Source organism: Nocardia beijingensis NBRC 16342 (genome assembly GCF_001612785.1).
Taxonomy (GTDB): domain Bacteria; phylum Actinomycetota; class Actinomycetes; order Mycobacteriales; family Mycobacteriaceae; genus Nocardia; species Nocardia beijingensis.
Genome location: NZ_BDBC01000039.1, coordinates 43,524 through 63,324 on the forward strand (window position 1 = coordinate 43,524; position 19,801 = coordinate 63,324).

A 19,801-nucleotide genomic window follows, 5' to 3' on the forward strand; every position below is an offset into this window, starting at 1 on the left:
GATACATGTTCTAGAAGATGTACCATTCCGCGGTGATCGATTCCAGTCAGCGGACCACCCGACCTCCCGGCCGCCCGGCCTCCGCGACCAGGGAACAGGTCATCGAGCACGCCCGCCGGGCGTTTCTGGCCGGAGAACGCGTGGACATCCAGGCGATCGCCGGACAGCTCGGACTCAGCCGCGCCTCGGTCTACCGCTGGTTCGGCTCCCGCGACGGAGTGCTCGGTGCCGTACTGGCCGGGGAGTTCGAAGCACTGCTCACCCGCGCCGACGCCCGCCGCCGCTCCACCGGAGCGCGGCGCATCCTGGACGTGCTGTACCGGGTCAACCGCTGGATGACCGACAACGAACCGTTCCGGCGCTACTTCGAGAACGAGCCGCTGTCGGGCCTGCGCATCCTCACCGCGAGCGACGGGCCGGTCCAGCCGCTGGTCGTCGGCACCGTCCAAGAGCTGATCGCGCGCGCCGCCGAAGAGGACGGATACGATCCGCCGCTGGAACCAGCGCTGCTGGCCTACGCGCTGGTCCGGCTCGGCGAGGCGTTCCTGTACAACGACAACGTCGCCGGCATTCGCGGTGACGTCGACCGGCTGCACGAGGTCCAAGCGGCGCTGCTGGGCATCCCCGACGCGATCACGCCATGAGCGGGCCGCTGCTGCACGAGCGTTTCCCGGAGCTCGCCGGCACCTTGCCGTTCGTGCGCCTCGGCACGGCTCCGACGCCCGTCCGCCGCTACGACCTCGGCACCACGGCCCAGGTGTGGTGCAAGGACGAAAGCAGCTACGGCGACGGCGGCTGGGGTGGCAACAAGGTCCGCAAGCTGGAATGGCTGCTGCCGGAGGCACGGCGGCGCGGTGCGCGGACCATCCTGACGGTGGGCGGCACCGGGACCAATTGGGGGCTCGCCACCGCCCTGTACGGCCGTGCCCAGGGCATCGACACCGAACTCGCGTTGGTGGACCAGCCGGTCGACGACCATGTGCGCGCGCAACTGCGGCGGCTGGAGAATTCCGGCGCCACTTTGCATTTCACCCACAGCAAACCCCGCACGATCCTGACGGCGCCGTGGTTGTATCTGCGCCGGATGCGGGGCGGCAGGCGTCCGTACTTCCTGCCCGCGGGCGGGTCGTCGCCGATCGGCGCCTTGGGCTACGTCGAGACGGCATGCGAACTCGCGGCCCAGATCGCCGCCGGTGTGCTGCCCGAGCCGGGCCACGTCGTCACCGCCGTCGGATCCGGCGGCACCGCCGCGGGCCTCGCCCTCGGTCTGCGCTTGGCCGGATTGCGCACGCGCGTCGTCGGAGTCGTCGTCAACGACACGCTGCCCCTCGACGCGAAGCGCATCGTCCGGCTGGCAGAGCGCACCGAGCGCCTGCTCCGCGCCCGAGGAGCACGCTTCGCCCCGACCGGACTCCGCCCGGAGGACGTCACGATGACCACCGAGTGGCTCGGCCCCGGCTACGGCCACCCCACGCCCGCCGCCCTGGACGCCGCACAGCACGCCGAACAGGCCGGACTGCGCCTGGAGACGGTCTACACCGCCAAAGCGCTCGCCGCGTTGCGAGCTCTCGACCACACGGGCGTGTTCGGCGCCGGACCGGTGCTGTTCCTCAATACGTACGGCCCGCGACCGTAGATCCGCGCGCCCCGGCCCGCGCGACCCCACTTTCGAATCGCTGTGATCGGAATTCGACCGATGGCGCCCGACGTGGCGTAATGGCCGGAGCGCCGGACATATCGCCAGGTCGGGACGCGGGGCACCCGGCGCAATAACATCCCTTGATTTCTCCTGGGCGATGACGCGGGAACTCACGCGGCCCCGACCGCACTATCGTCGCTATTCGTGCAGGTCAGCGACAGAAAGGCGGAGGCGGTGGCAGCGGAACCCACGCCGGTGCGGCAGTTGCGCGCCGATCAGGCGCGGCGGGTGGCCGACATCTTGCGTCACCAGTTGCACGCGGGCGCGTTCGAGAACACCCTGCCGAGCGAACAGGAACTCGCCGCCGAGTACGGCGCCTCCCGCAACACCGTCCGCGACGCGCTGGCGCTGTTGAAGGACGAGGGCCTGATCGACCGGGCGCCCAAAGTGGGCACCCGGGTGGCCACCCGCAAGTACGACCACGGGCTCGACGCGCTGCTCGGGTTGCAGGAGACCTTCAAGGGCCACGGCACCGTGCGCAACGAGGTGCGCGCGGCGATGCACGTCGCCGCACCGCCCGCCGTCGCCCGCAGGCTCGGTCTCGCGCCGGGCGAGCGCGTGGTCTACCTGGAGCGCCTGCGCTACCTGGCGGACCTGCCCCTGAGTCTCGACCTCACCTACCTCGTGCCCGACATCGGCACCGAAATCCTCGGCCACGACCTCGAGCACACCGACGTCTTCGTGCTGCTGGAACGCATCAGCGGCCACTCGCTCGGCTCGGCCGACCTGGCCCTGGAGGCGGTGCCCGCCGACCCGCACACCGCATCCACCCTCGACGTCCCCGGCGGCGCGCCGCTGCTGATGCTGGAACGACTGACCCGGCTCGACGACGGCCGCCCGGTCGACCTGGAGTACATCCGCATGCGCGGCGACCGCATCACCATGCGCGGCAGCCTGACCCGCAGCACCCCCGAATGGAAGGTCCTCTAGATGGCACTCGTCAACCAGCGCGCCGACATCCCCGTCACCATCGACGAGTCGCTGTGCATCCAGGGCTGCACGCTGTGCGTCGAGATCTGCCCCCTCGACTCGCTGGCCATCAACCCCGAGAACGGCAAGGCCTTCATGCACGTGGACGAGTGCTGGTACTGCGGTCCCTGCGCGGCCCGCTGCCCCACCGGCGCCGTCACCGTCAACATGCCCTACCTGCTCCGCTGATCTGGAAGACCGATGAAAGTGAAACTCGCCCCCGTCCTGCTCGCCGCCGCGCTCGCGCTGACCGGGTGCTCGCTGGAGCAGTCCGGCGACACGCCCGCGGGCACCGTCAAGGTGGTCGTCGGCTACCAGTCCAAGACCATCAACACCGTCACCGCGGGCACCTTGCTGCGCGCGCAGGGCTACCTGGAGCAGCGGCTACAGAAGATCACCGACAGCGGCGGGGCGAAATATCAGGTCGAGTGGCAGGACTACGACACCGGCGCGCCGATCACCGCGCAGATGGTGGCCGAGAAGATCGACATCGGCTCCATGGGTGACTACCCGCTGCTGATCAACGGCTCCCGCACCCAGGTCAACGAGCGCGCGCGCACCGAACTGGTGTCGGTCACCGGGTACAACCCCAAGGGCGCGCTGAACATGGTCGTGGTGCCGAACGACTCGGCCGCCACCGGCATCGCCGACCTGGCCGGGCAGAAGATCTCGGCCAGCGTCGGCTCGGCCGGGCACGGCACCCTGGTGCAGGCGCTGTCGCGGGCGGGCATCGATCCGGCCAAGGGCGTGGAGGTGCTCAACCAGCAACCGCAGGTCGGGGCGACCGCGCTGGAATCCCGCCAGGTGGGCGCGCTGTCGCAGTTCGTCGCGTGGCCCGGTCTTGTCGTCTTCCAGAACAAGGCCAAGCTGCTCTACGACGGCGCCGAACTCGGCGTGCCGACCTTCCACGGCGTGGTGGCGCGGCGCGCGTACGCCGCCGATCACCCTGAGGTGCTCCAGGCGTTCCTTGCCGCACAGCTGGACGCCACCCAGTTCCTTCAGCAGAAGCCGTTCGAGGCCGCGAAGATCGTCGCCGACGGTTCCGGACTGCCGCAGGAAGTGGTGTATCTCTACAACGGTCCCGGCGGAACGAGTTTCGACACCACGCTCAAGCCGAGCCTGATCAACGCGCTCAAAGGCGATGTGGCCTACCTGAAGTCGATCGGCGACTTCGCCGACCTGGACATCGATCGGTTCGTCGACGACGGGCCGCTGCGCAAGGCGTACGCGGAGACCGGACGCGGCGACTACGACCGCGACCTGGCCGCCACCGCCAACCCGACCCGGGTCACCGGCGCCGATCCCGTCTGCGGCACAGTGGCGGAGAACCCCGCGCTGGCCGGCGAACTGTGGGTGGACGGCGCGGCGAAGCCGCAACCGGCCGCCGACCCGACCTGCCTGCTGCGCGCGGTCCAGGCCGCGAAAGCGCAGGGCCGCACGATCCGCGCCGCCTACGTCCCCGATGCCGAACTCGGCACGCGCTGGTTCGCCGACAAGTCGATCTGGCTGCGCGACGGCGCCGCCTACCTGCCCTTCACCACCACCGCCGCCGCGCAGCGCTACCGCCAGGCGCATCCATCCGCCACGCCGGTCACCTACGACCAGGCCGTCACGGAAGTACGCGGATGACCAGCGAACTCGCCGCACCGGCGGTGCGGGCCGCGGCCGAACCCGCCGCCACCCGATCGGCGGCCACGCCGGCGTCGCGATCGGCTTGGCGCTCGCGCCTGCTGCGGGTGGGCTCGGTCGCCGCCGCGGTCGGACTGTGGCAGCTGCTCACGGTCAACAACGTGCGGGCGGCGGGCCTGCGTTTCGACACCCTGCCGACCGTCACCGAGATCGTCGCCGAATTCGGCACGCAATTGCGCTCCGACCAGTACTACCTGGACATCGCGCAGTCGCTGATCCGGATCGTCACCGGCTTCGGGCTGGCCGCGGTCATCGGCGTGATCGCCGGCATCGGACTCGGCCGGTCGCGACTGCTCGCCGACACCTTCGGCCCGCTGGCCGAACTGGTTCGCCCGATCCCGGCCATCGCCCTGGTGCCGGTCGCGATCCTGCTGTTCCCCAGCGACGAATCCGGCATCGTGTTCATCACCTTCACCGCGTCGCTGTTCCCGGTGCTGGTCAGCACCAGGCACGCGGTGCGCGCGCTGCCGACGATCTGGGAGGACGCGATCCGCACGCTGGGCGCGTCCCGGCTGGACGTGCTCACCCGCGTGGTGTTCCCCGGCATCCTGCCCGGCGTCTTCAGCGGACTGTCCGTCGGCGTCGGCGTGGCGTGGATCTGCCTCATCTCCGCGGAGATGATCTCCGGGCGTCTCGGTGTCGGCTACCGCACCTGGCAGGCCTACACCATCGTGGACTACCCGGCGGTGTTCGTCGGCATGATCACCATCGGCGTCCTCGGTTTCGCGACATCGGGGCTGGTCGAACTGGCCGGCCGCCGCATCACCCGCTGGCTGCCCAGGGAGGTCGAAGCATGACCACAGTGATCGACGCACCGGCGTCGACCGGAATGACGTTGAGCCTCAGCGGTGTTCGCATCGCCTATGGCGGCGCGCCCGTGCTCGACGGATTGGACTTGGCGATCGCGCCCGGCGAAATCCTCGTCGTGGTCGGCAAATCCGGGTGCGGCAAGTCCACGTTGCTGCGCGCGATCGCCGGACTGCGCGCCCCCGAGGGCGGAGCCGTCCTGGCCGACGGCGACCACGTCACCGGACCGGCGGCCGACCGCGCCCTCGTGTTCCAGGACGACGCGCTGCTGCCGTGGCGCACCGTGCGGCAGAACATCGAACTCGCCCTGCGCCTGCGCGGCACCCCGCGCGCCCAGCGGCGCGCCACCGCGCTGCACTGGGTGGACGAGGTCGGGCTCACCGGCTACGCCGACTATCTGCCGCGCGATCTGTCCGGCGGCATGCGCCAGCGCGTCCAGCTCGCGCGCAGCCTGGCCGCCGCGCCGCGCGCCGTGCTGATGGACGAGCCGTTCGGCGCCCTGGACACCCAGACCAGGGAAACCATGCAGCGCCTGCTGATCCAGACCTGGCGCGCCCATCCCACCACCATCGTCTTCGTCACCCACGACCTCGACGAGGCCCTGCTGCTCGGCGACCGCATCGCCGTGCTGGGCGGCGGCACGCTGCGGGCGCTGGTGCCGGTGGCCAGTCCGCGGGAAGCGATCGACCGGGCCGCGACGAAGGCCGAGATCCTGGAGAAACTGTGAACATTCCGCCGCTGTCGGAACGGATTCGGCTGGACTGCGACGTGCTCGTCATCGGCGGCGGCACGGCGGGCACGATGGCCGCGCTCACCGCCGCCGAGCAGGGCGCGAACGTGCTGCTGCTGGAGAAGGCGCACGTGCGCCACTCCGGCGCCCTGGCGATGGGCATGGACGGTGTGAACAACGCCGTCATCCCGGGCAAGGCCGAACCGGAAGACTACGTCGCCGAGATCACCCGCGCCAACGACGGCATCGTGAATCAGCGCACCGTGTACCAGACCGCCACGCGCGGCTTCGCCATGGTGCAACGGCTGGAACGCTACGGCGTGAAGTTCGAGAAGGACGAGTACGGCGAGTACGCCGTGCGCCGGGTGCACCGGTCGGGCTCGTACGTGCTGCCGATGCCGGAAGGCAAGGACGTCAAGAAGGCGCTGTACCGGGTGCTGCGCCAGCGCAAGATGCGCGAGAAGATCCGCATCGAGAACCGGCTCATGCCGGTGCGCGTGCTCACCGACAACGGACGCGCCGTCGGCGCCGCCGCCCTGCACACCCGCACCGGCGAATTCGTGGCCGTCGGCGCGAAGGCGGTCGTCCTGGCCACCGGTCCGTGCGGCAGGCTGGGGCTGCCCGCCAGCGGATACCTGTACGGCACCTACGAGAACCCGACGAACGCGGGCGACGGCTACTCGATGGCCTACCACGCCGGAGCCGAACTCAGCGGCATCGAATGCTTCCAGATCAACCCGCTGATCAAGGATTACAACGGTCCGGCCTGCGCCTACGTCGCCAATCCGTTCGGCGGCTACCAGGTCAACGCCGAAGGCGAACGCTTCGTCGACTCCGACTACTGGTCGGGCCAGATGATGGCCGAGGTCAAGCGGGAGATCGAGTCCGCGCGCGGGCCCATCTACCTCAAGGTGTCGCACCTGCCCGACGAGACGCTCAGCACGCTCGAAGGCATCCTGCACACCACCGAGCGCCCCACCCGCGGCACCTTCCACGCCAACCGCGGCCACGACTACCGCACCCACGACGTCGAGATGCACATCTCCGAAATCGGTTTGTGCAGTGGGCATTCCGCCTCCGGGGTGTGGGTCGACGAGCACGCGCGCACCACGGTGCCGGGCTTGTACGCGGCGGGCGATCTGGCGTGCGTGCCGCACAACTACATGATCGGCGCGTTCGTCTTCGGTGATCTGGCCGGCGCGCACGCCGCGTCCACCCTGGACGAGGTCGCCGCGCCCGCCGAGCTGCCCGAGGACCAGCTGGCCGCCGCCCACGAGCTGATCTACCGGCCGCTGCGCCAGCCGGACGGGCCGCCGCAACCGCAGGTGGAATACAAGCTGCGGCGCTTCGTGAACGACTATGTCGCACCGCCCAAGACGGCGACCAAACTGGCCATCGCGGTGGAGACCTTCGACCGGATGCGCGCGGAGGTCGACGGCATCGGCGCGCGCACCCCGCACGAGCTGATGCGCGCGGTGGAGGTGTCGTTCATCCGCGACTGCGCCGAGATGGCCGCCCGCAGCTCACTGATCAGGACCGAATCCCGTTGGGGCCTCTACCACGAGCGCGCCGACCTACCCGAACGCGACGATGTCGAATGGCGATACCACCTCAACCTGCGCAAGAACCCGGACGGAACCATGGCGTTCCTGAAGCGGCCGGTGGCGCCGTACCTGGTTCCGGTGCCAGGACTCGACGACCTGCCCTCGGCCGATGTCGAAGCCGTGCCGGTGCACCAGCCGCACCAAGTCGTCGGCCGTGCGCCGCACACCGGCGGCGACGCTGAACGCGATCGCACCGCTTCCGGTGCGCCGTCGCAGCCCGCCTCTCCCCCGTCACCCCGGATCGTCGCGCTGCTCGCGCTCGACGAACCCACCGTGGCGCAACTGTCCACCTATCTGACCGATCCCGACGCGGGCGTGCGGGCCGCGGCGATCTCGGTGCTGACCGAGCACACACCGGAAGGCTTCGCGACCGCCCTCGGCGACGCGCTCGACGACGCCGCGGCCTCGGTGCGGCGCGCCGCCGCCGCCAGCCTGCGTGAACTCGTCGAGGTCCTGCCCTCGGCGGCGGGACTTTCCGACCGGCTCGGTTCCTCCGATCCCGTCGTGCGGTCGACGGTGATCGACCTGTTGCGCGCCCTGCGTGCGGGCGAGCCCGCGCACTACCGCGCCGCGCTGGCGGACGAGGACCATCGCGTGCGCATCGAGGCGGTCCGCGCGCTGGTCTCGCTGAACGACCGCGACGGCGTCGCCACCCTGGCCGCCGACGGCAACCGGGAAGTGCGGATCGCGGTCGCCCAAGGCTTGGCCGCCATCGGCGACGGCGGAGCCGAGGTGATCCGTCGCCTCGCCGACGACCAGGACCCGCTGGTCCGCGCCGCGGCACTGACGGCGTTCGCACAGCTGGGCGCCGAGCACGCCGACATCACCGCGCTGGCGGCCGCCCTGCGCCACTCGGCCTGGCAGATCCGGGTGGGCGCGGCGCGCGGGCTCGCGGGAGCCGACCCCGACCTCGCGGTGCCGATCCTGGCCGCGGCACTGGGCGATCCGCATCTCGACGTCCGCAAGGCGGCGGTGCTGTCGTTGTCGGCGTGGCCGGACCTGCCCGCGGCGCACGACGCGCTGCGCGCCGCGATCGACGACACCGACGCCGACGTGCGCGCGTATGCCCGGCGGGCGCTGGCCACCCAGCCCACGGCCTAGCGCGACATGGTTGCCGCAGCTCGAATCGCTGATTAGATTAGCGGCTCGACCGTTGCCGACTCGTCGGCCGTGACACAGCCGGACGGCGACGGGGCGGCCGACGACGAATCCGTCGCCGTTGTCCATCAGCAGCGACGGGAGTGTGGCGTTGACCTTGCCGAACTGGCTGGATCTCGCCGTGCTCGGCACCGTCGCGGTGGCCGCGGTGCTCGGCTGGCGCCGCGGCGCGATCGTGGGACTGCCCGGTTTCGCGGGCGCGCTGGCGGGGGCGATTCTCGGCGCGGCGCTTTCGGCCACGGCGCTGGGTCGGCTCGCCCCCGGCGCGGTGCGGTTGCTGCTCGCGCTGACGGTGGTCCTCGGACTGGTCGCCTTCGGCGCGGTCGCCGGGCACCGCGCCGGACGCGCCGCGCGTGCGTCGGTGTCCGGTCCCCTCGCCCAGCGCATCGACGCCGCGTTCGGATGCCTCGCCCACGCGCTCGCGGTTCCGCTCGTGGTGTGGCTGTTCGCCGCGCCGCTGGAAGCCGCCGCGGTGGTGCGTGATTCGACGACCGTGCGGACCGTCGACGACGTCGCGCCGTTCTGGCTGTCCGGCCTGTCGGAGGTGCTCACCGGACCGATCGTGGACGCCGGACTCGGCCGCCCGCTCGCGCCACCCGATCCGGGCATCACCGAGGGGCCGGTGCTCGAGGCACTGCGTCAAAGTGTGCTCCGGGTGCAGGATCTCGCGCCGACCTGCGGCGTGCGCCAGTCCGGCTCCGGCTTCGTCATCGCGCCGGAGCGCGTGCTGACCAACGCGCACGTCGTCGCCGGTTCCAGCAAAGTCTCCGTCGACGCCCCCGCGGGACCGCTCACCGCGATCGTCGTGCAGTTCGATCCGACCATGGACATCGCGGTGCTCGCCGTCCCCGGTCTCACCGCGCCCGCCCTCACCGTCGCGCCCGAACCCGCCGATCCCGGCGCCGACGCGATCGCGCTCGGCTATCCCAGGGGCGGGTCCTACACCGCGTCCGCGACGCGGGTGCGCGGCCGGGCCGACCGCCAGGTGCGCGACATCTACCGCACCGGTGTGTCCGAACGCGAGATCTACACCCTGGACGGCTCGATCCAGCACGGCAATTCCGGCGGGCCGCTGGTCGACCGCGACGGCCGCGTGCTCGGCATCGTGTTCGGCGTCGACGAGAACAACAGCAACGTCGGGTTCGCCACGAGCCTGCCGGAGATCATCGACCGGCTCGACCACGGCTGGCACTCCGACCGTCCGGTGGACACCGGGCCCTGCGCCTCCTGACCGGCGTCAGGACGCGTCGGCGACGATCACCACACCACTGGAGGCGTCCAGCAACGGAATGGTGCGCTCCGCGGCGTCGTCGACGTGCACACGCGGGTGCGCGGGCAATTCGGTCTCGTAGTAGGTGCCCGGCCCGTAGAACTGGCCGTACTTCACCACCACGCCGTCGTAATCCAGGACGGCCGCCTCGTGCTCCTGGATCACCGCTCCCCGGCCCGCCGGCGGCTCCCACGCGATGCTCTGCGCGAGAAAACGCTTCGCACCGGCCGCCCGAGCGGCGGCGATCAGGTTGCGGGTGCCCTCGGTACGGATGCGCGCGTTCGCCTCGGCCCGCTCCGGCAGCAGCGCCGCGTCGTCGGGCAGGTCGGTGAGCTGATGCATCACGAGATCCGGCCCGAACCCGACCACGGCGGCGCTCAGCGCGTCGGCGTCGTACACATCGCACACCACCGGCTCGGCCCCCAGCGCCCGCAACGGATCGGCCTTGCCCGCCGACCGGGTCATCCCCGCGACCTCGTGCCCCGCCTCGATCAGCAGCGGGATCAAGCGGACTCCGATAACGCCGGTCGCACCGGCCAAGAAGATGCGCACTGGATCATTTTGCCGCGACTTCGTCGCGGCGTGTTCGCGGCCCCCTCATGGCTCGCGTCCGAGCGACCGCCGCTGGCGACTTCGTCGCGGACGCGGCGGCCGCTCGGACGCGAGCCGGGCCGCGAACGGCGGATGCTCGGTCTCGCTTCGCTCGAAAGACGTGGTCGAGGTCGGCTGGGCGCGGCGGCGCCAGATGCGCGACATCGCACGCGGTCGAAATAGCCGGTTGCGCGTGGTGTGCCGCTCAGGCTGTCACGCCTCAGATACGCGCCAGGCCGCCGACGGCGCATGCTCGGTCTTGCTTCACTCACATTCCGTCGTCGGGGCGAGCCGGGCAGGTGGGGTTCGTAGGGCAGGCTGTTCGACGGGGGCCCAGCTGTTCACCGGTAGTCGTGATCGGACTGCTGGGGTACTGCGGATTGTGCGGCATTCCAGCGCTTGCCGAGCTCACGGCCATGCTCGATTTCACTTCGCTCGGACGGGATCGGCGGTTGACGATCATCTTGTCAACAGGACATGAGGAGGCGGCATGCTATCAGGAAGATCACCAGTGCAATCGTTCTGGAACACGATGCAGGGCAGTCCGTTCCGTACTCGCGCGGATTGGCCTCAGCCGCAGCGAATCCACGCGGTGACCTCGTTGCCGTGCAGGGCGTAGTCGATTCCGCGCGCGGCGAGTAGGCGGAGTACGGGGATGTTGTCCGGCGTCGTGCGCACGAACAGCCTCGAGTAGCCCTCGGCGGTTGCCCGCTCGATCAATGCGGCGAACACGGCGGTGCCGATGCCCGTGCCTCGGCGGGAGCGGCCGAGCCAGACTCCCGCCTCGGCGGCGTCGTCCGAGGCGGGCACCCGGCACAGTCGTGCCGCCCCGACCACCTCGCCGTCCACCCGGATGCCGTAGGTCGACTCGACGGGCGGGTCCGCCAGCGCACGGCCGCGGTGGAAGGCTCGGAAATCCGCTTCCCGGTCGGCATTCCAGTTCGCGTCCGGCGCTTCCACCGGCATGACCTCGCCGGGATGCGCGTCGGCCACCGCGGTGCGCAGCAGATCGGTGAGCAACGTTTCGTCGAGCGGTTCGAGGACGACATGGGCGGGCACAGCGCCGATCCTGGCAGCCGGACCCGCCACGCGCGACCGGTTTTCCGCGCGCTCAGACCGGGGTGATCGGCAGTCGCAACGCGCCGGGCGCGGCGACCGGGACCGCCGGGTTCTTCGGTTCGATCGGCGCGAGCCTGCGGTAGGCCGTTCCGAGGGGCGGGCGCGGGTCGTCCTCGCCTTTGTTCGGCCACAACGCCATCGCGCGTTCGGCTTGGGCGGTGATGGTCAGCGATGGATTCACGCCCAGGTTGGCCGAGATGGTCGAGCCGTCGGTGATGTGCAGACCGGGATATCCGTAGACCCGGTGATAGGCGTCGACGACGCCGGTCTCGGCCGAGTCGCCGATGGCGCAGCCGCCGATGAAATGGCCGGTGATCGGGATGTTCAGCAGTTCGGTCCAGCCGCCCTGCGGCAGGCCGTCGATCTTCTCGGCGATCCGCCTGGCCACCTCGTGCCCCTCCGGAATCCAGGTCGGCGGCGCGGCGCCGTCGCCGGGCTTGGTCGTCATGCGCCTGCCGAACACGCCCCGCTTGGTGTAGGTGACGATCGAGTTGTCGACGTTCTGCATGACGAGCACGCCGATGCTGCGCTCGGACCACCGGCGCGGGTTGTGCAGCCGGATGAGATGGCGGCGGTGCGCGATCAGCTCCCGCACACCGAGCCGCCAGCGGGCCTTGCCCTCCTGCCCGTCCACGAGCACGGTGGCCAGCAAGCTCATCGCGTTGCTGCCCTTGCCGTAGCGGACCGGCTCGATGTGGGTGTACTCGTTGGGGTGGACGGACGAGGTGATCGCGACGCCCTTGGTGAAGTCGGTGTCCTTGCGCAGCGAGCGCGCGGCGAGCACCGCTTCGGAGTTGGTGCGGGCCAGATGTCCCAGCCGTGGCGAGACGCGCGGCAGGGAGCCGTTCTCGCGCAACCGATGCAGCAGTTTCTGGGTGCCGAGTGCGGCGGCCGCGAAGATCACCTGGTCGGCGGTGAACGTCCGCTCGCCCTTGCGCAGCCACCGCCCGGTGCGCTCGGTCCGCACTTCGTAGCCGCCCTCCGGCCGCGGTCGCACGTCGGTCACCGTGGTCAGCGGATGCACTGTCGCCCCGGCCTGCTCGGCCAGGTAGAGGTAGTTCTTCACCAAGGTGTTCTTCGCGCCGTGCCGACAGCCGGTCATGCATTCGCCGCAGTGGGTACAGGTGGAGCGTGCGGGCCCGACGCCGCCGAAGAACGGGTCGGGCACCTGCTGGCCGGGCCGGGAATCGTTGTCCGCGAACAACACTCCCACCGGAGTACGGCGATAGGTGTCGGCGATGCCCATGTCCTGCGCGACTTCGCGCAGGATCCGGTCGGTGGGCGTGGTCGCCGGGTTCTGGGTGACGCCGAGCATGCGCTTGGCCTGGTCATAGTAGGGTGCCAGCTCGTCGCGCCAATCGGTGATGTGCGCCCACTGCCTGTCGCGGTAGAACTTCTCCGGCGGCTCGTACAACGTGTTGGCGTACACCAACGACCCACCACCGACGCCCGACCCGCTCATGATGAACGTGTCGTTGAGCAGGGTCATCCGCTGGATGCCGTAGCAGCCGAATTTCGGCGCCCACAGGTACTCCCGCAGATGCCAGGAGTTCTTCGCGTACTCCTCGTCGGCGAACCGCCTGCCCGCCTCGAGCACGCCGACCCGGTATCCCTTCTCGGTCGCGCGCAGCGCCGCAACGCTGCCGCCGAAGCCGGAACCGATGACGAGCACGTCGTAATGGCTGTCCATGCGCTCGAGCGTATGGCGGCGCACACACCGCCCGGACGAGAGATACGGACGCGATATCGAGATTTCCGGCCACATCGCACAACCCCCGCGTCCGTTCTTCAGCGACCTACGGCGGCCACGGCCGGAACCGGCGTGCCGCCCGGACCGACGTCGTAGCAGCCCTGATAGGGGCGATCAGTCGCGCCAGCCGCTCGACGCGAGGATCTCGTCCCAGGTCAGCGACGGCAGTTCCGGATGGCGCTGCCGCAGGATCGAACCGGCCAGACTGCTGGGCGGGGCCTTGCGCGGATTCGCCAGGGCTTGGGTTTCCACCACCGCGCCGAGCGCGCGGCTGCCGCCCAGCCGCGGATACGCGGCGTGCACCAGGTCGGCGAAACCGGGTGGCAGGTCCGTCGGCGCGCCGCCGACGTCGACACCGATGCCGTCCACGGCGATCCAGGTCTCCGGCGGCCTGCGGCGACGCCACGCCGGCGAATCGGTGAAACCGGACAGGTGCGCGGCGATCGTGTCCCAGATCGTGTCCACCCTGGCATCGGTCACGCCGTTGTCCTCGAGGAAGCGCGCGGCGTAGTCGGCGCCGTCGATCTCGAATCTCTGGTCGCCGTTGGCGATGTCGGCCAGACCGATGTCGTGCAGGGCGCAGATGAGGAACACGGTCTCCTCGTCGTAGTCCGCCCCCGGCCGCAGGCCCTGCCGCTCGGCGATGGCGCGGCCGAAGAGGAAGCCGCGCACGCTGTGATTGCGCAGGAACGGCGGGAGCTGGGCATCGATCAGCGCCTTTGCGCTGCCCGCCAATGAGGTGGATGGCAAGTTGAGCGAAAGAATCTGCGCTGCAGCTGGTTTCGCGGCGACGAGATAGGCGCTCGCGGCGATGCCCGCGCCCAGCGCGGCACGACGAGACAAGGACATGGTCGAACTCCTGGTGAGTGGGAGGTGGTGTGATCAGCGCTGACGCGACGGCGGTAGTCGCTCGGCGGGGCGCAGAGCATTTGGGGAAATCACTGAAGCAACGCCGCCGCGATCGGCTCGCTCGGGAGCGCACCGGGGGGCACGGCGAACAACGCGCTGCCGGTGTGCTCGATGAGCGGGTTCAGCCGGTCTTCGGCGGCGAGTGCGTGTTGGGCTCTGATGAAGTGCTCGGGCGGGTTGTTCATGTACGCGGCGAACAACAGTCCGGCATCGAGCTGGTTGTGGCCGCCGTGGGTGTGTTCGGGGGTGCCGGGAAGATGCGTGTGCGGAGTTTCCGGTGCGGAGCCCTTGGCGTTCGCGATCAGGGTGCCGTAGTCGTAGTTGTAGCCGCGCCGCAGCATCGGTATGCCGTGGACCAGGCGAATGTGGGCGCCGGCCGGGATGGCGAGTTCGCCGTCGTGGCCGTGGCGGGCGAGGTCGACCGGATCGGATTCCGCCGCGCCACCCAGGGGCGCTCCGTCGCTCCTGCGGCGACCGACGATGCGGTCCTGCTCCGCCTGCGGCAGCTGGTCCCATTCGGCGGTTCTCATGCGGATCTTGCGGAACACCAGGTAGCTGCCGCCCTGGAACCAGGCGGGTTCGTCGGCGGAGCGAACCCATACCGTTCGATCGAAATCGGTGTCCCGGCGCGGGTTGGCGGTGCCGTCCTTGTGGCCGAACATGTTTCGCGGGGTGCCGCCGTCGATGGGCCTGCTCAGGAAACCGTGCTGGGTCCAGCGCATACGGGCCAGTCCCGGCATGCGCGCCCGCAGGGCGCGGAAGGTGTGGCTGACGATCTGGGCATCGTCGGCGCAGATCTGCACCAGCACATCGCCGTCGCACCACGCCGGATTCAAGGTGTCCCCGACGAAGGCGGGCAGCGGGCGCAGATGTCTCGGACGCTGCGCGTCGAGCCCGAACCGCTCGTCGAACACCGACGGCCCCAGGCCGAAGGTGACGGTCAGGCGAGCCGGAGCCAGCCCGGTCGCGAAGTCGGTGCGCGCGCTGAACCCCGGCGGCGTCCCCGGTCGATCGGGGACCGGCGCGCCGGTCGTCGCCGCGACGGCGACCGCGGTCCATCCGGCGAGAAGTTCACGCAGCGCCCCACGGTCCGGTCGCACGATATCGACCGACAAGAACAGCGCGTGCGCCTGGGCGGGAGTCACGATCCCCGCCTGGTGCGGCCCGTGGAACGGTTCCAGGTCGGCTCCCGAGGTGGTGGCGGTGGTGGTCGCGCGGCCCGCCACCACACCGGCCGCGGCGGCTCCCGCGGTCGCCAAGCCCGCGCCGAACAAGCCGCGGCGGCTGACGCGCGGCGCGCCCGCATCCTCGTGACCCGCAGTAGTTGTGCTCATGTCCTCTCTCGTCTCCCACACTGTGCCCCGCCGCTCGTATTCCGGGTTTCCGCGACCGCGTTCCAGTTGCTCGATCTCGGCCGCCGACAGCAGCGCACACCGGCCGATGCGATGGGGAGACCGTCGCGCCGAATGCGCGAATCTGCACCCGCCACCGCGTCGGCCCGCGATCCGTCTACGCGGCCGACTGCCGCCCGTACCGGTGGGCGCGCACACAGTGGTTGTAGATCACCGGTGGCGACACCTCGGCTGCCGACGCGGCGGCGAGTTGCGAAGTGGGCAGCCCGAATTGGATCGGATCGGCTTGTCGAACGGTCATCGTCTTCCCTTCCGAAATATGCGCACTCAGTGTGGGTTCGGAAGTAACGGCCGACCAGTGGCCAGATAGACAACTACTGCCCAGATCTGGCCAGCATCCGGGGGCGCTCAGCTCATCGAGCCGACTGCCCTGCCGCCCGAAACGGCTTCCCGGTGGCCGTCGATGGTCCGCCGCCAGAGCCGGAATGCTGAAATCTGTTGCGGTAAGCCTGGGGAGAGGTCCGGGTCAGGCGGGCGAAGTGGTAGCGCAGGGTTGTGGCGGCACCGAAACCGGCCTCCTCGGCGATGCGGTCGACGGACAGGTCGGTGGTCTCGAGCAACTGCTGCGCGCGGTGCACCCGGACGCGGAGCAACCACTGCAACGGCGTCGTCCCGATCTCCGCGCGGAACCGGCGGTTCAGGCTGCGCACACTGATGGCACCGTACGAGGCGATGTCATCGAGGGTGAGCGGGCGGTGCAGATTGGCCTGCATCCAGTCGAGGACCGGTTGCAGCGACGTGTCCGGGCGGTCCGGATCGGTGTGGGCGATGAACTGCGCTTGCCCACCATCCCGCTGCGGCGGCATCACGATCCGTCGAGCGGTGTCGGCCGCCACCTGGGAGCCGAGATCCTGGCGCACCATGTGCAGGCACAGATCGAGCCCCGCCGTCGCCCCGGCCGAGGTGAGCACCGCGCCGTTGTCGATGAAGAGCACCGAGGCGTCGACGTCGACGAGCGGATACCGGCGCGCCAACTCGGCAGCGTGTTCCCAATGGGTGGTCGCGCGCTGCCCGTCGAGCAGCCCGGCCGCGGCGAGCGTGAACGCGCCGACACAGACGGAAGCCAGTCGGGCGCCGCGCGCGGCCGCCGCCAGCAGCGCGTCGAGGACGCAGTCGGCGGGTTCGCCCAGGAAGCCTGCTTGCCCCGGCACGACGACGACGTCGGCATCGGCGACGCTGTCGAGGTCCCACTCCGTCTGCAATCGCACCGCCCCGTGCATGGGCGCGATGGCGGCGGCGCCGCCCATGGTGACCACCCGGATGTCGTAATGCCGCTGCTTGCTCACCGAATTCGCCGCGCCGAACACCCAGCCGGGGACCATCACTTCGAAGCCGAGTGCGTTGTCAGGAGCCAGGACCGACACGACCGTCATGGCCAGAAGTTAACAGATACGCCGGGAATGGCCACGGGGCTCGGCGGGGGATCTCGCCTCGAGCCGAATTCGGAGCAGTGCGGACACTCGACGGCGGGTCCCCCGGGCAGGTGCGGCGTCTCAGGCGATCGGGTTTCGCCCGGCCTGCACCGAGTGCCGTCGCGCCGAGGGTCGCTCGGGCGTAACCGACCCCGTCGATGTGGCGGGCCGTGGGTGTGATCAATCCGATTGGGCCACAGCGGTTTCGCCGATTCTGTGATCGGTGATCGAGGACGCCGCGCCGGACACTCCGAGCGCACCGAGGACCGTGCCACGGATTCGGATGAGCACCCCACCGCCGTTGGGCACCAGCGCGTGCGCATCCGCGCGCCGCGTTTCGCCGAACAGCGACCGCCCTTGCGGCGCGGCGGTCATGTGCACGGTGTCGAACCCCAGCGCGACAGCCGCCTGCGCCTTGTGTTTCGCGATATCGCTCGCCTGTGGCGGCGCACCGTCCATCCGCGCGACGGCCACTACCGCGCCGCCTGGCTCCACGATTGCCAGCGACACGGCCTCGCCGAGTTCGGCCGCCGCCTTGCGCGCGGCGGCGATCATCGAATCGGCCTGGTCGAGCGAGATCGGCATGCGACCATTCTCGCCCGTCGCCGGATCGCCCACGCTCGACGGTCATCGGGACGAGCCCGCACGCGATGTCATCGAGTGGACGACCGTCCGCGACACGCCGCATGTCGAACACGCCGAAGACCTCCCCGCTGTAGCAACTATCGAGCTACCATTCCACCAAGTTACTCACCAGCGTTTCCCTCGACCTGTGCTCCACCTTGCCGGAGCGGATACGGCGACGGACCAGCGTCGGTGAGCCGCCCACATCGCTCGCGCGGGCGGTCGGACTTCCCAGTCCTGACTGGAATGGAGCCCGTAGCCAACATGTCGCAACATAGGATGAATTCTGGGTCATTGGCGTGGCAGCGATCGCCGACGAAGCAAACGCACTGAGCGACAACCAGTTTCGGTTGCTTGTCACCGAGCAGGAAGCGGGCAGGAGGTATGCGGGTGGGTGCGACAGCACGGTCCGGAAAGCGGCGGGGTGTTCGCGGTCGGCTGAGGAGAACCGGCGCCGTCATGGTGACGGCGGTGCTGATGTCGTCCATCGGCGCGACCGTCGCCACCGCCGCGCCGATCCACACCCCGGTGCTGCGCGCGCCCGCGCGCGGTTTCAGCGAACTGTCCGTGCCGTCGAGCATGGGGCCGATCAAAGTCCAGGTGCAGTGGGCGGCGCGCGGCGGCAGCGCGGCGCTCTACCTGCTCGACGGGCTGCGCGCGCCCGCCGACCACAGTCAGTGGTCGAGCGACACCGACGCGCTGAGCCAATTCGCGGACGACAACGTCACGCTGGTGTTGCCGGTCGGCGGCCACTCGAGCTTCTACACCGACTGGTACCGGCCGAGCAGCACCAACGGCCAAGAGACCACGTACAAATGGGAAACCTTCCTGACCCAGGAGCTGCCCGCCTATCTGCAGCGCTACGGCGTATCGCGAACCAACAACGCCGTCGTCGGAGCCTCCATGGGCGGCAACGCCGCCCTGATATTGGCCGGATACCATCGCAACCAGTTCAAGTTCGCCGGATCGTTCTCCGGGTTCCTGCACCCGACGTTCCCGCTCTGGAACGAAGCGATGCGCGCCGCCATGCGGGACGAGGGCAATTTCAACGTCGACGACATGTGGGGGCCGGTCGACGACCCGGCCTGGAGTCGCAACGACGCCACCGTGCAGGCCGATTTGTTGCGCGGACTGCCGATCTACGTCTCGACCGGCAACGGCCTGCCCGGCCCGCTCGACGTGCCGTTCGGAGTCGGGAACACGGTCAACGCGATGGGCCTGGAATCGATGACGACGATCGCCGCCCAGATGTTCCGCGATCGCCTCGCGGAGCTGGGGATGACCGCCCGCGTCGACACCGTCGACGGGACGCACACCTGGCCGTACTGGCAGCAAGCGCTCGCGACCGCGCGTCCGATGATCCTCGACGCGCTCGGCGCGCACTGACCGCGAGCCGCAGCCGGGCCTGGGGACGACTCCCCCGTCGCCTAGCCGGACAGCACTCCTGCGACGACCGCGCTCACCGCGCCGCCGACCGCCGCGCGCGAGGGCGGACCGGCGTCCCGGTCGGCGAACAGCAGATGCGCGGTGCCGATCAGCATGGGGGCGAGCGCGCCGATGTCGGCGGTCGCGGCGATCCGGCCGAGATCGCGTTCGGCGGTGAGGTATTCGGCGATCATGGCGGTGGCTTCCGCCAGCACGGGGACACCGGCGGGCCGGTCTCGGCGCAGGCGTGCGCGCAACTCGTCCCGGAACGTGATCAGGCTGACGATGGCCGTGGTGACCGGGCCGAACAGGTCGGTCAGCGCGTCGGTGAGGTGCTCGACCACCGCGCCTTCTCCGGCGGATTCCCGCAGAGCGGCGGCCCGGCGCTGGTTCTCGGCGATCCGGGCGGTCACCAGTTCGGCGAGGAAGTCGTCGAAGTCGGTGAAGTGCCGGTGCAGAACGCCTTTGGCGCAGCCGGCCTCCGTGGTGACCGCCCGGCTGGTCAGCGCGCTCGGCCCATCTCGAAGCAGGATCCGGTCGGCGGCGTCGAACAGTTGCTCGCGCACGTCGCGGAGGGCGACTCCGGTGGGCATGCCGATGTCCCTTTCGGTTCGGATCGGCCCACCCCGTTGC

The 19,801-nt window shown here is 70.2% G+C and carries 19 protein-coding genes; 10 read left to right on the forward strand and 9 right to left on the reverse strand.

The genetic code is table 11. From position 1 onward, the window contains the following. The first annotated feature begins 32 nt into the window (after nt 1-32). The 9 genes from NB3_RS22000 (at nt 33) to NB3_RS22040 (ending at nt 9,887) form a co-directional block, all read left to right on the forward strand. Nucleotides 33-644 (forward strand): QsdR family transcriptional regulator, encoded by a 612-nt coding sequence (locus NB3_RS22000; RefSeq protein WP_244892024.1) that lies wholly within the window; start codon nt 33-35, stop codon nt 642-644. Then, complete coding sequence (locus tag NB3_RS22005; RefSeq protein ID WP_067806639.1) at nt 641-1,636, forward strand: 1-aminocyclopropane-1-carboxylate deaminase/D-cysteine desulfhydrase; 996 nt, start codon at nt 641-643, stop codon at nt 1,634-1,636. The genes NB3_RS22000 and NB3_RS22005 overlap by 4 nt, the downstream gene beginning before the upstream one ends. A gap of 237 nt (nt 1,637-1,873) precedes the next feature. Next, complete coding sequence (locus NB3_RS22010; protein ID WP_067806748.1) at nt 1,874-2,629, forward strand: GntR family transcriptional regulator; 756 nt, start codon at nt 1,874-1,876, stop codon at nt 2,627-2,629. Further along, entirely contained in the window at nt 2,630-2,857 is a 228-nt protein-coding gene (locus NB3_RS22015; protein WP_039797742.1) for a 4Fe-4S dicluster domain-containing protein, read from the forward strand. A 12-nt stretch (nt 2,858-2,869) separates the two neighbouring features. Beyond that, nucleotides 2,870-4,297 (forward strand): ABC transporter substrate-binding protein, encoded by a 1,428-nt coding sequence (locus NB3_RS22020; protein ID WP_067806641.1) that lies wholly within the window; start codon nt 2,870-2,872, stop codon nt 4,295-4,297. Continuing rightward, nucleotides 4,294-5,154 carry an ABC transporter permease gene (locus NB3_RS22025; protein ID WP_067806644.1) on the forward strand — a complete coding sequence of 287 codons (861 nt, stop codon included), beginning with the start codon at nt 4,294-4,296 and terminating at the stop codon, nt 5,152-5,154. The genes NB3_RS22020 and NB3_RS22025 overlap by 4 nt, the downstream gene beginning before the upstream one ends. Next, nucleotides 5,151-5,891: an ABC transporter ATP-binding protein gene (locus tag NB3_RS22030; protein ID WP_067806647.1), complete on the forward strand. Its 741-nt coding sequence runs from the start codon at nt 5,151-5,153 to the stop codon at nt 5,889-5,891. Before NB3_RS22025 ends, NB3_RS22030 begins: the two co-directional genes overlap by 4 nt. Next, complete coding sequence (locus tag NB3_RS22035) at nt 5,888-8,599, forward strand: fumarate reductase/succinate dehydrogenase flavoprotein subunit (RefSeq protein ID WP_067806649.1); 2,712 nt, start codon at nt 5,888-5,890, stop codon at nt 8,597-8,599. The genes NB3_RS22030 and NB3_RS22035 overlap by 4 nt, the downstream gene beginning before the upstream one ends. Nucleotides 8,600-8,747: 148 nt before the next feature. Next, nucleotides 8,748-9,887 (forward strand): MarP family serine protease, encoded by a 1,140-nt coding sequence (locus NB3_RS22040; RefSeq protein ID WP_067806751.1) that lies wholly within the window; start codon nt 8,748-8,750, stop codon nt 9,885-9,887. A 6-nt stretch (nt 9,888-9,893) separates the two neighbouring features. Here the strand turns inward: NB3_RS22040 and NB3_RS22045 are convergent, their stop codons facing one another. The 8 genes from NB3_RS22045 to NB3_RS22075 form a co-directional block, all read right to left on the reverse strand. Beyond that, nucleotides 9,894-10,478, reverse strand: coding sequence for an NAD-dependent epimerase/dehydratase family protein (locus tag NB3_RS22045; RefSeq protein ID WP_067806653.1), 585 nt, complete (start codon nt 10,476-10,478; stop codon nt 9,894-9,896). A 609-nt stretch (nt 10,479-11,087) separates the two neighbouring features. After that, nucleotides 11,088-11,576: a GNAT family N-acetyltransferase gene (locus NB3_RS22050; protein ID WP_244892025.1), complete on the reverse strand. Its 489-nt coding sequence runs from the start codon at nt 11,574-11,576 to the stop codon at nt 11,088-11,090. 52 nt (nt 11,577-11,628) lie between these two features. After that, nucleotides 11,629-13,326, reverse strand: coding sequence for a GMC family oxidoreductase N-terminal domain-containing protein (locus tag NB3_RS22055; protein WP_067806755.1), 1,698 nt, complete (start codon nt 13,324-13,326; stop codon nt 11,629-11,631). Between the two features lie 174 nt (nt 13,327-13,500). Further along, nucleotides 13,501-14,235 (reverse strand): HD domain-containing protein, encoded by a 735-nt coding sequence (locus NB3_RS22060; RefSeq protein ID WP_067806656.1) that lies wholly within the window; start codon nt 14,233-14,235, stop codon nt 13,501-13,503. Nucleotides 14,236-14,324: 89 nt separating this feature from the next. Then, the gene (locus tag NB3_RS22065) at nt 14,325-15,629 is read right to left on the reverse strand and encodes a Dyp-type peroxidase (protein WP_067806659.1); all 1,305 of its coding nucleotides are present in this window, start codon (nt 15,627-15,629) and stop codon (nt 14,325-14,327) included. A 175-nt stretch (nt 15,630-15,804) separates the two neighbouring features. Beyond that, a complete protein-coding gene (locus NB3_RS35220) occupies nt 15,805-15,948 on the reverse strand; it encodes a hypothetical protein (protein WP_157111941.1) in 144 nt (47 codons plus the stop codon). 112 nt (nt 15,949-16,060) lie between these two features. Beyond that, nucleotides 16,061-17,080 carry a GlxA family transcriptional regulator gene (locus NB3_RS22070; RefSeq protein WP_067806662.1) on the reverse strand — a complete coding sequence of 340 codons (1,020 nt, stop codon included), beginning with the start codon at nt 17,078-17,080 and terminating at the stop codon, nt 16,061-16,063. A gap of 219 nt (nt 17,081-17,299) precedes the next feature. Beyond that, entirely contained in the window at nt 17,300-17,704 is a 405-nt protein-coding gene (locus NB3_RS22075) for a GlcG/HbpS family heme-binding protein (protein WP_157111942.1), read from the reverse strand. 498 nt (nt 17,705-18,202) lie between these two features. On the opposite strand from NB3_RS22075, the gene NB3_RS22080 reads away from it, so the two are divergent. Continuing rightward, nucleotides 18,203-19,129: an alpha/beta hydrolase gene (locus NB3_RS22080; RefSeq protein ID WP_157111943.1), complete on the forward strand. Its 927-nt coding sequence runs from the start codon at nt 18,203-18,205 to the stop codon at nt 19,127-19,129. Nucleotides 19,130-19,170: 41 nt separating this feature from the next. Here NB3_RS22080 and NB3_RS22085 read toward each other — a convergent pair whose 3' ends face one another. Next, nucleotides 19,171-19,761 carry a TetR/AcrR family transcriptional regulator gene (locus NB3_RS22085; protein WP_067806670.1) on the reverse strand — a complete coding sequence of 197 codons (591 nt, stop codon included), beginning with the start codon at nt 19,759-19,761 and terminating at the stop codon, nt 19,171-19,173. Nucleotides 19,762-19,801 lie beyond the last annotated feature (40 nt).

Bases quoted from the DNA above. Each gene is read 5' to 3' on its own strand.
- NB3_RS22055 (WP_067806755.1), bottom strand. From the start codon at position 13,326: ATGGACAGCCATTACGACGTGCTCGTCATCGGTTCCGGCTTCGGCGGC.
- NB3_RS22075 (WP_157111942.1), bottom strand. From the start codon at position 17,704: ATGCCGATCTCGCTCGACCAGGCCGATTCGATGATCGCCGCCGCGCGC.
- NB3_RS22065 (WP_067806659.1), bottom strand. From the start codon at position 15,629: ATGAGCACAACTACTGCGGGTCACGAGGATGCGGGCGCGCCGCGCGTC.
- NB3_RS22030 (WP_067806647.1), top strand. From the start codon at position 5,151: ATGACCACAGTGATCGACGCACCGGCGTCGACCGGAATGACGTTGAGC.
- NB3_RS22070 (WP_067806662.1), bottom strand. From the start codon at position 17,080: ATGACGGTCGTGTCGGTCCTGGCTCCTGACAACGCACTCGGCTTCGAA.
- NB3_RS22085 (WP_067806670.1), bottom strand. From the start codon at position 19,761: ATGCCCACCGGAGTCGCCCTCCGCGACGTGCGCGAGCAACTGTTCGAC.
- NB3_RS22020 (WP_067806641.1), top strand. From the start codon at position 2,870: ATGAAAGTGAAACTCGCCCCCGTCCTGCTCGCCGCCGCGCTCGCGCTG.
- NB3_RS22025 (WP_067806644.1), top strand. From the start codon at position 4,294: ATGACCAGCGAACTCGCCGCACCGGCGGTGCGGGCCGCGGCCGAACCC.
- NB3_RS22080 (WP_157111943.1), top strand. From the start codon at position 18,203: ATGGTGACGGCGGTGCTGATGTCGTCCATCGGCGCGACCGTCGCCACC.
- NB3_RS22060 (WP_067806656.1), bottom strand. From the start codon at position 14,235: ATGTCCTTGTCTCGTCGTGCCGCGCTGGGCGCGGGCATCGCCGCGAGC.
- NB3_RS22005 (WP_067806639.1), top strand. From the start codon at position 641: ATGAGCGGGCCGCTGCTGCACGAGCGTTTCCCGGAGCTCGCCGGCACC.
- NB3_RS35220 (WP_157111941.1), bottom strand. From the start codon at position 15,948: ATGACCGTTCGACAAGCCGATCCGATCCAATTCGGGCTGCCCACTTCG.
- NB3_RS22015 (WP_039797742.1), top strand. From the start codon at position 2,630: ATGGCACTCGTCAACCAGCGCGCCGACATCCCCGTCACCATCGACGAG.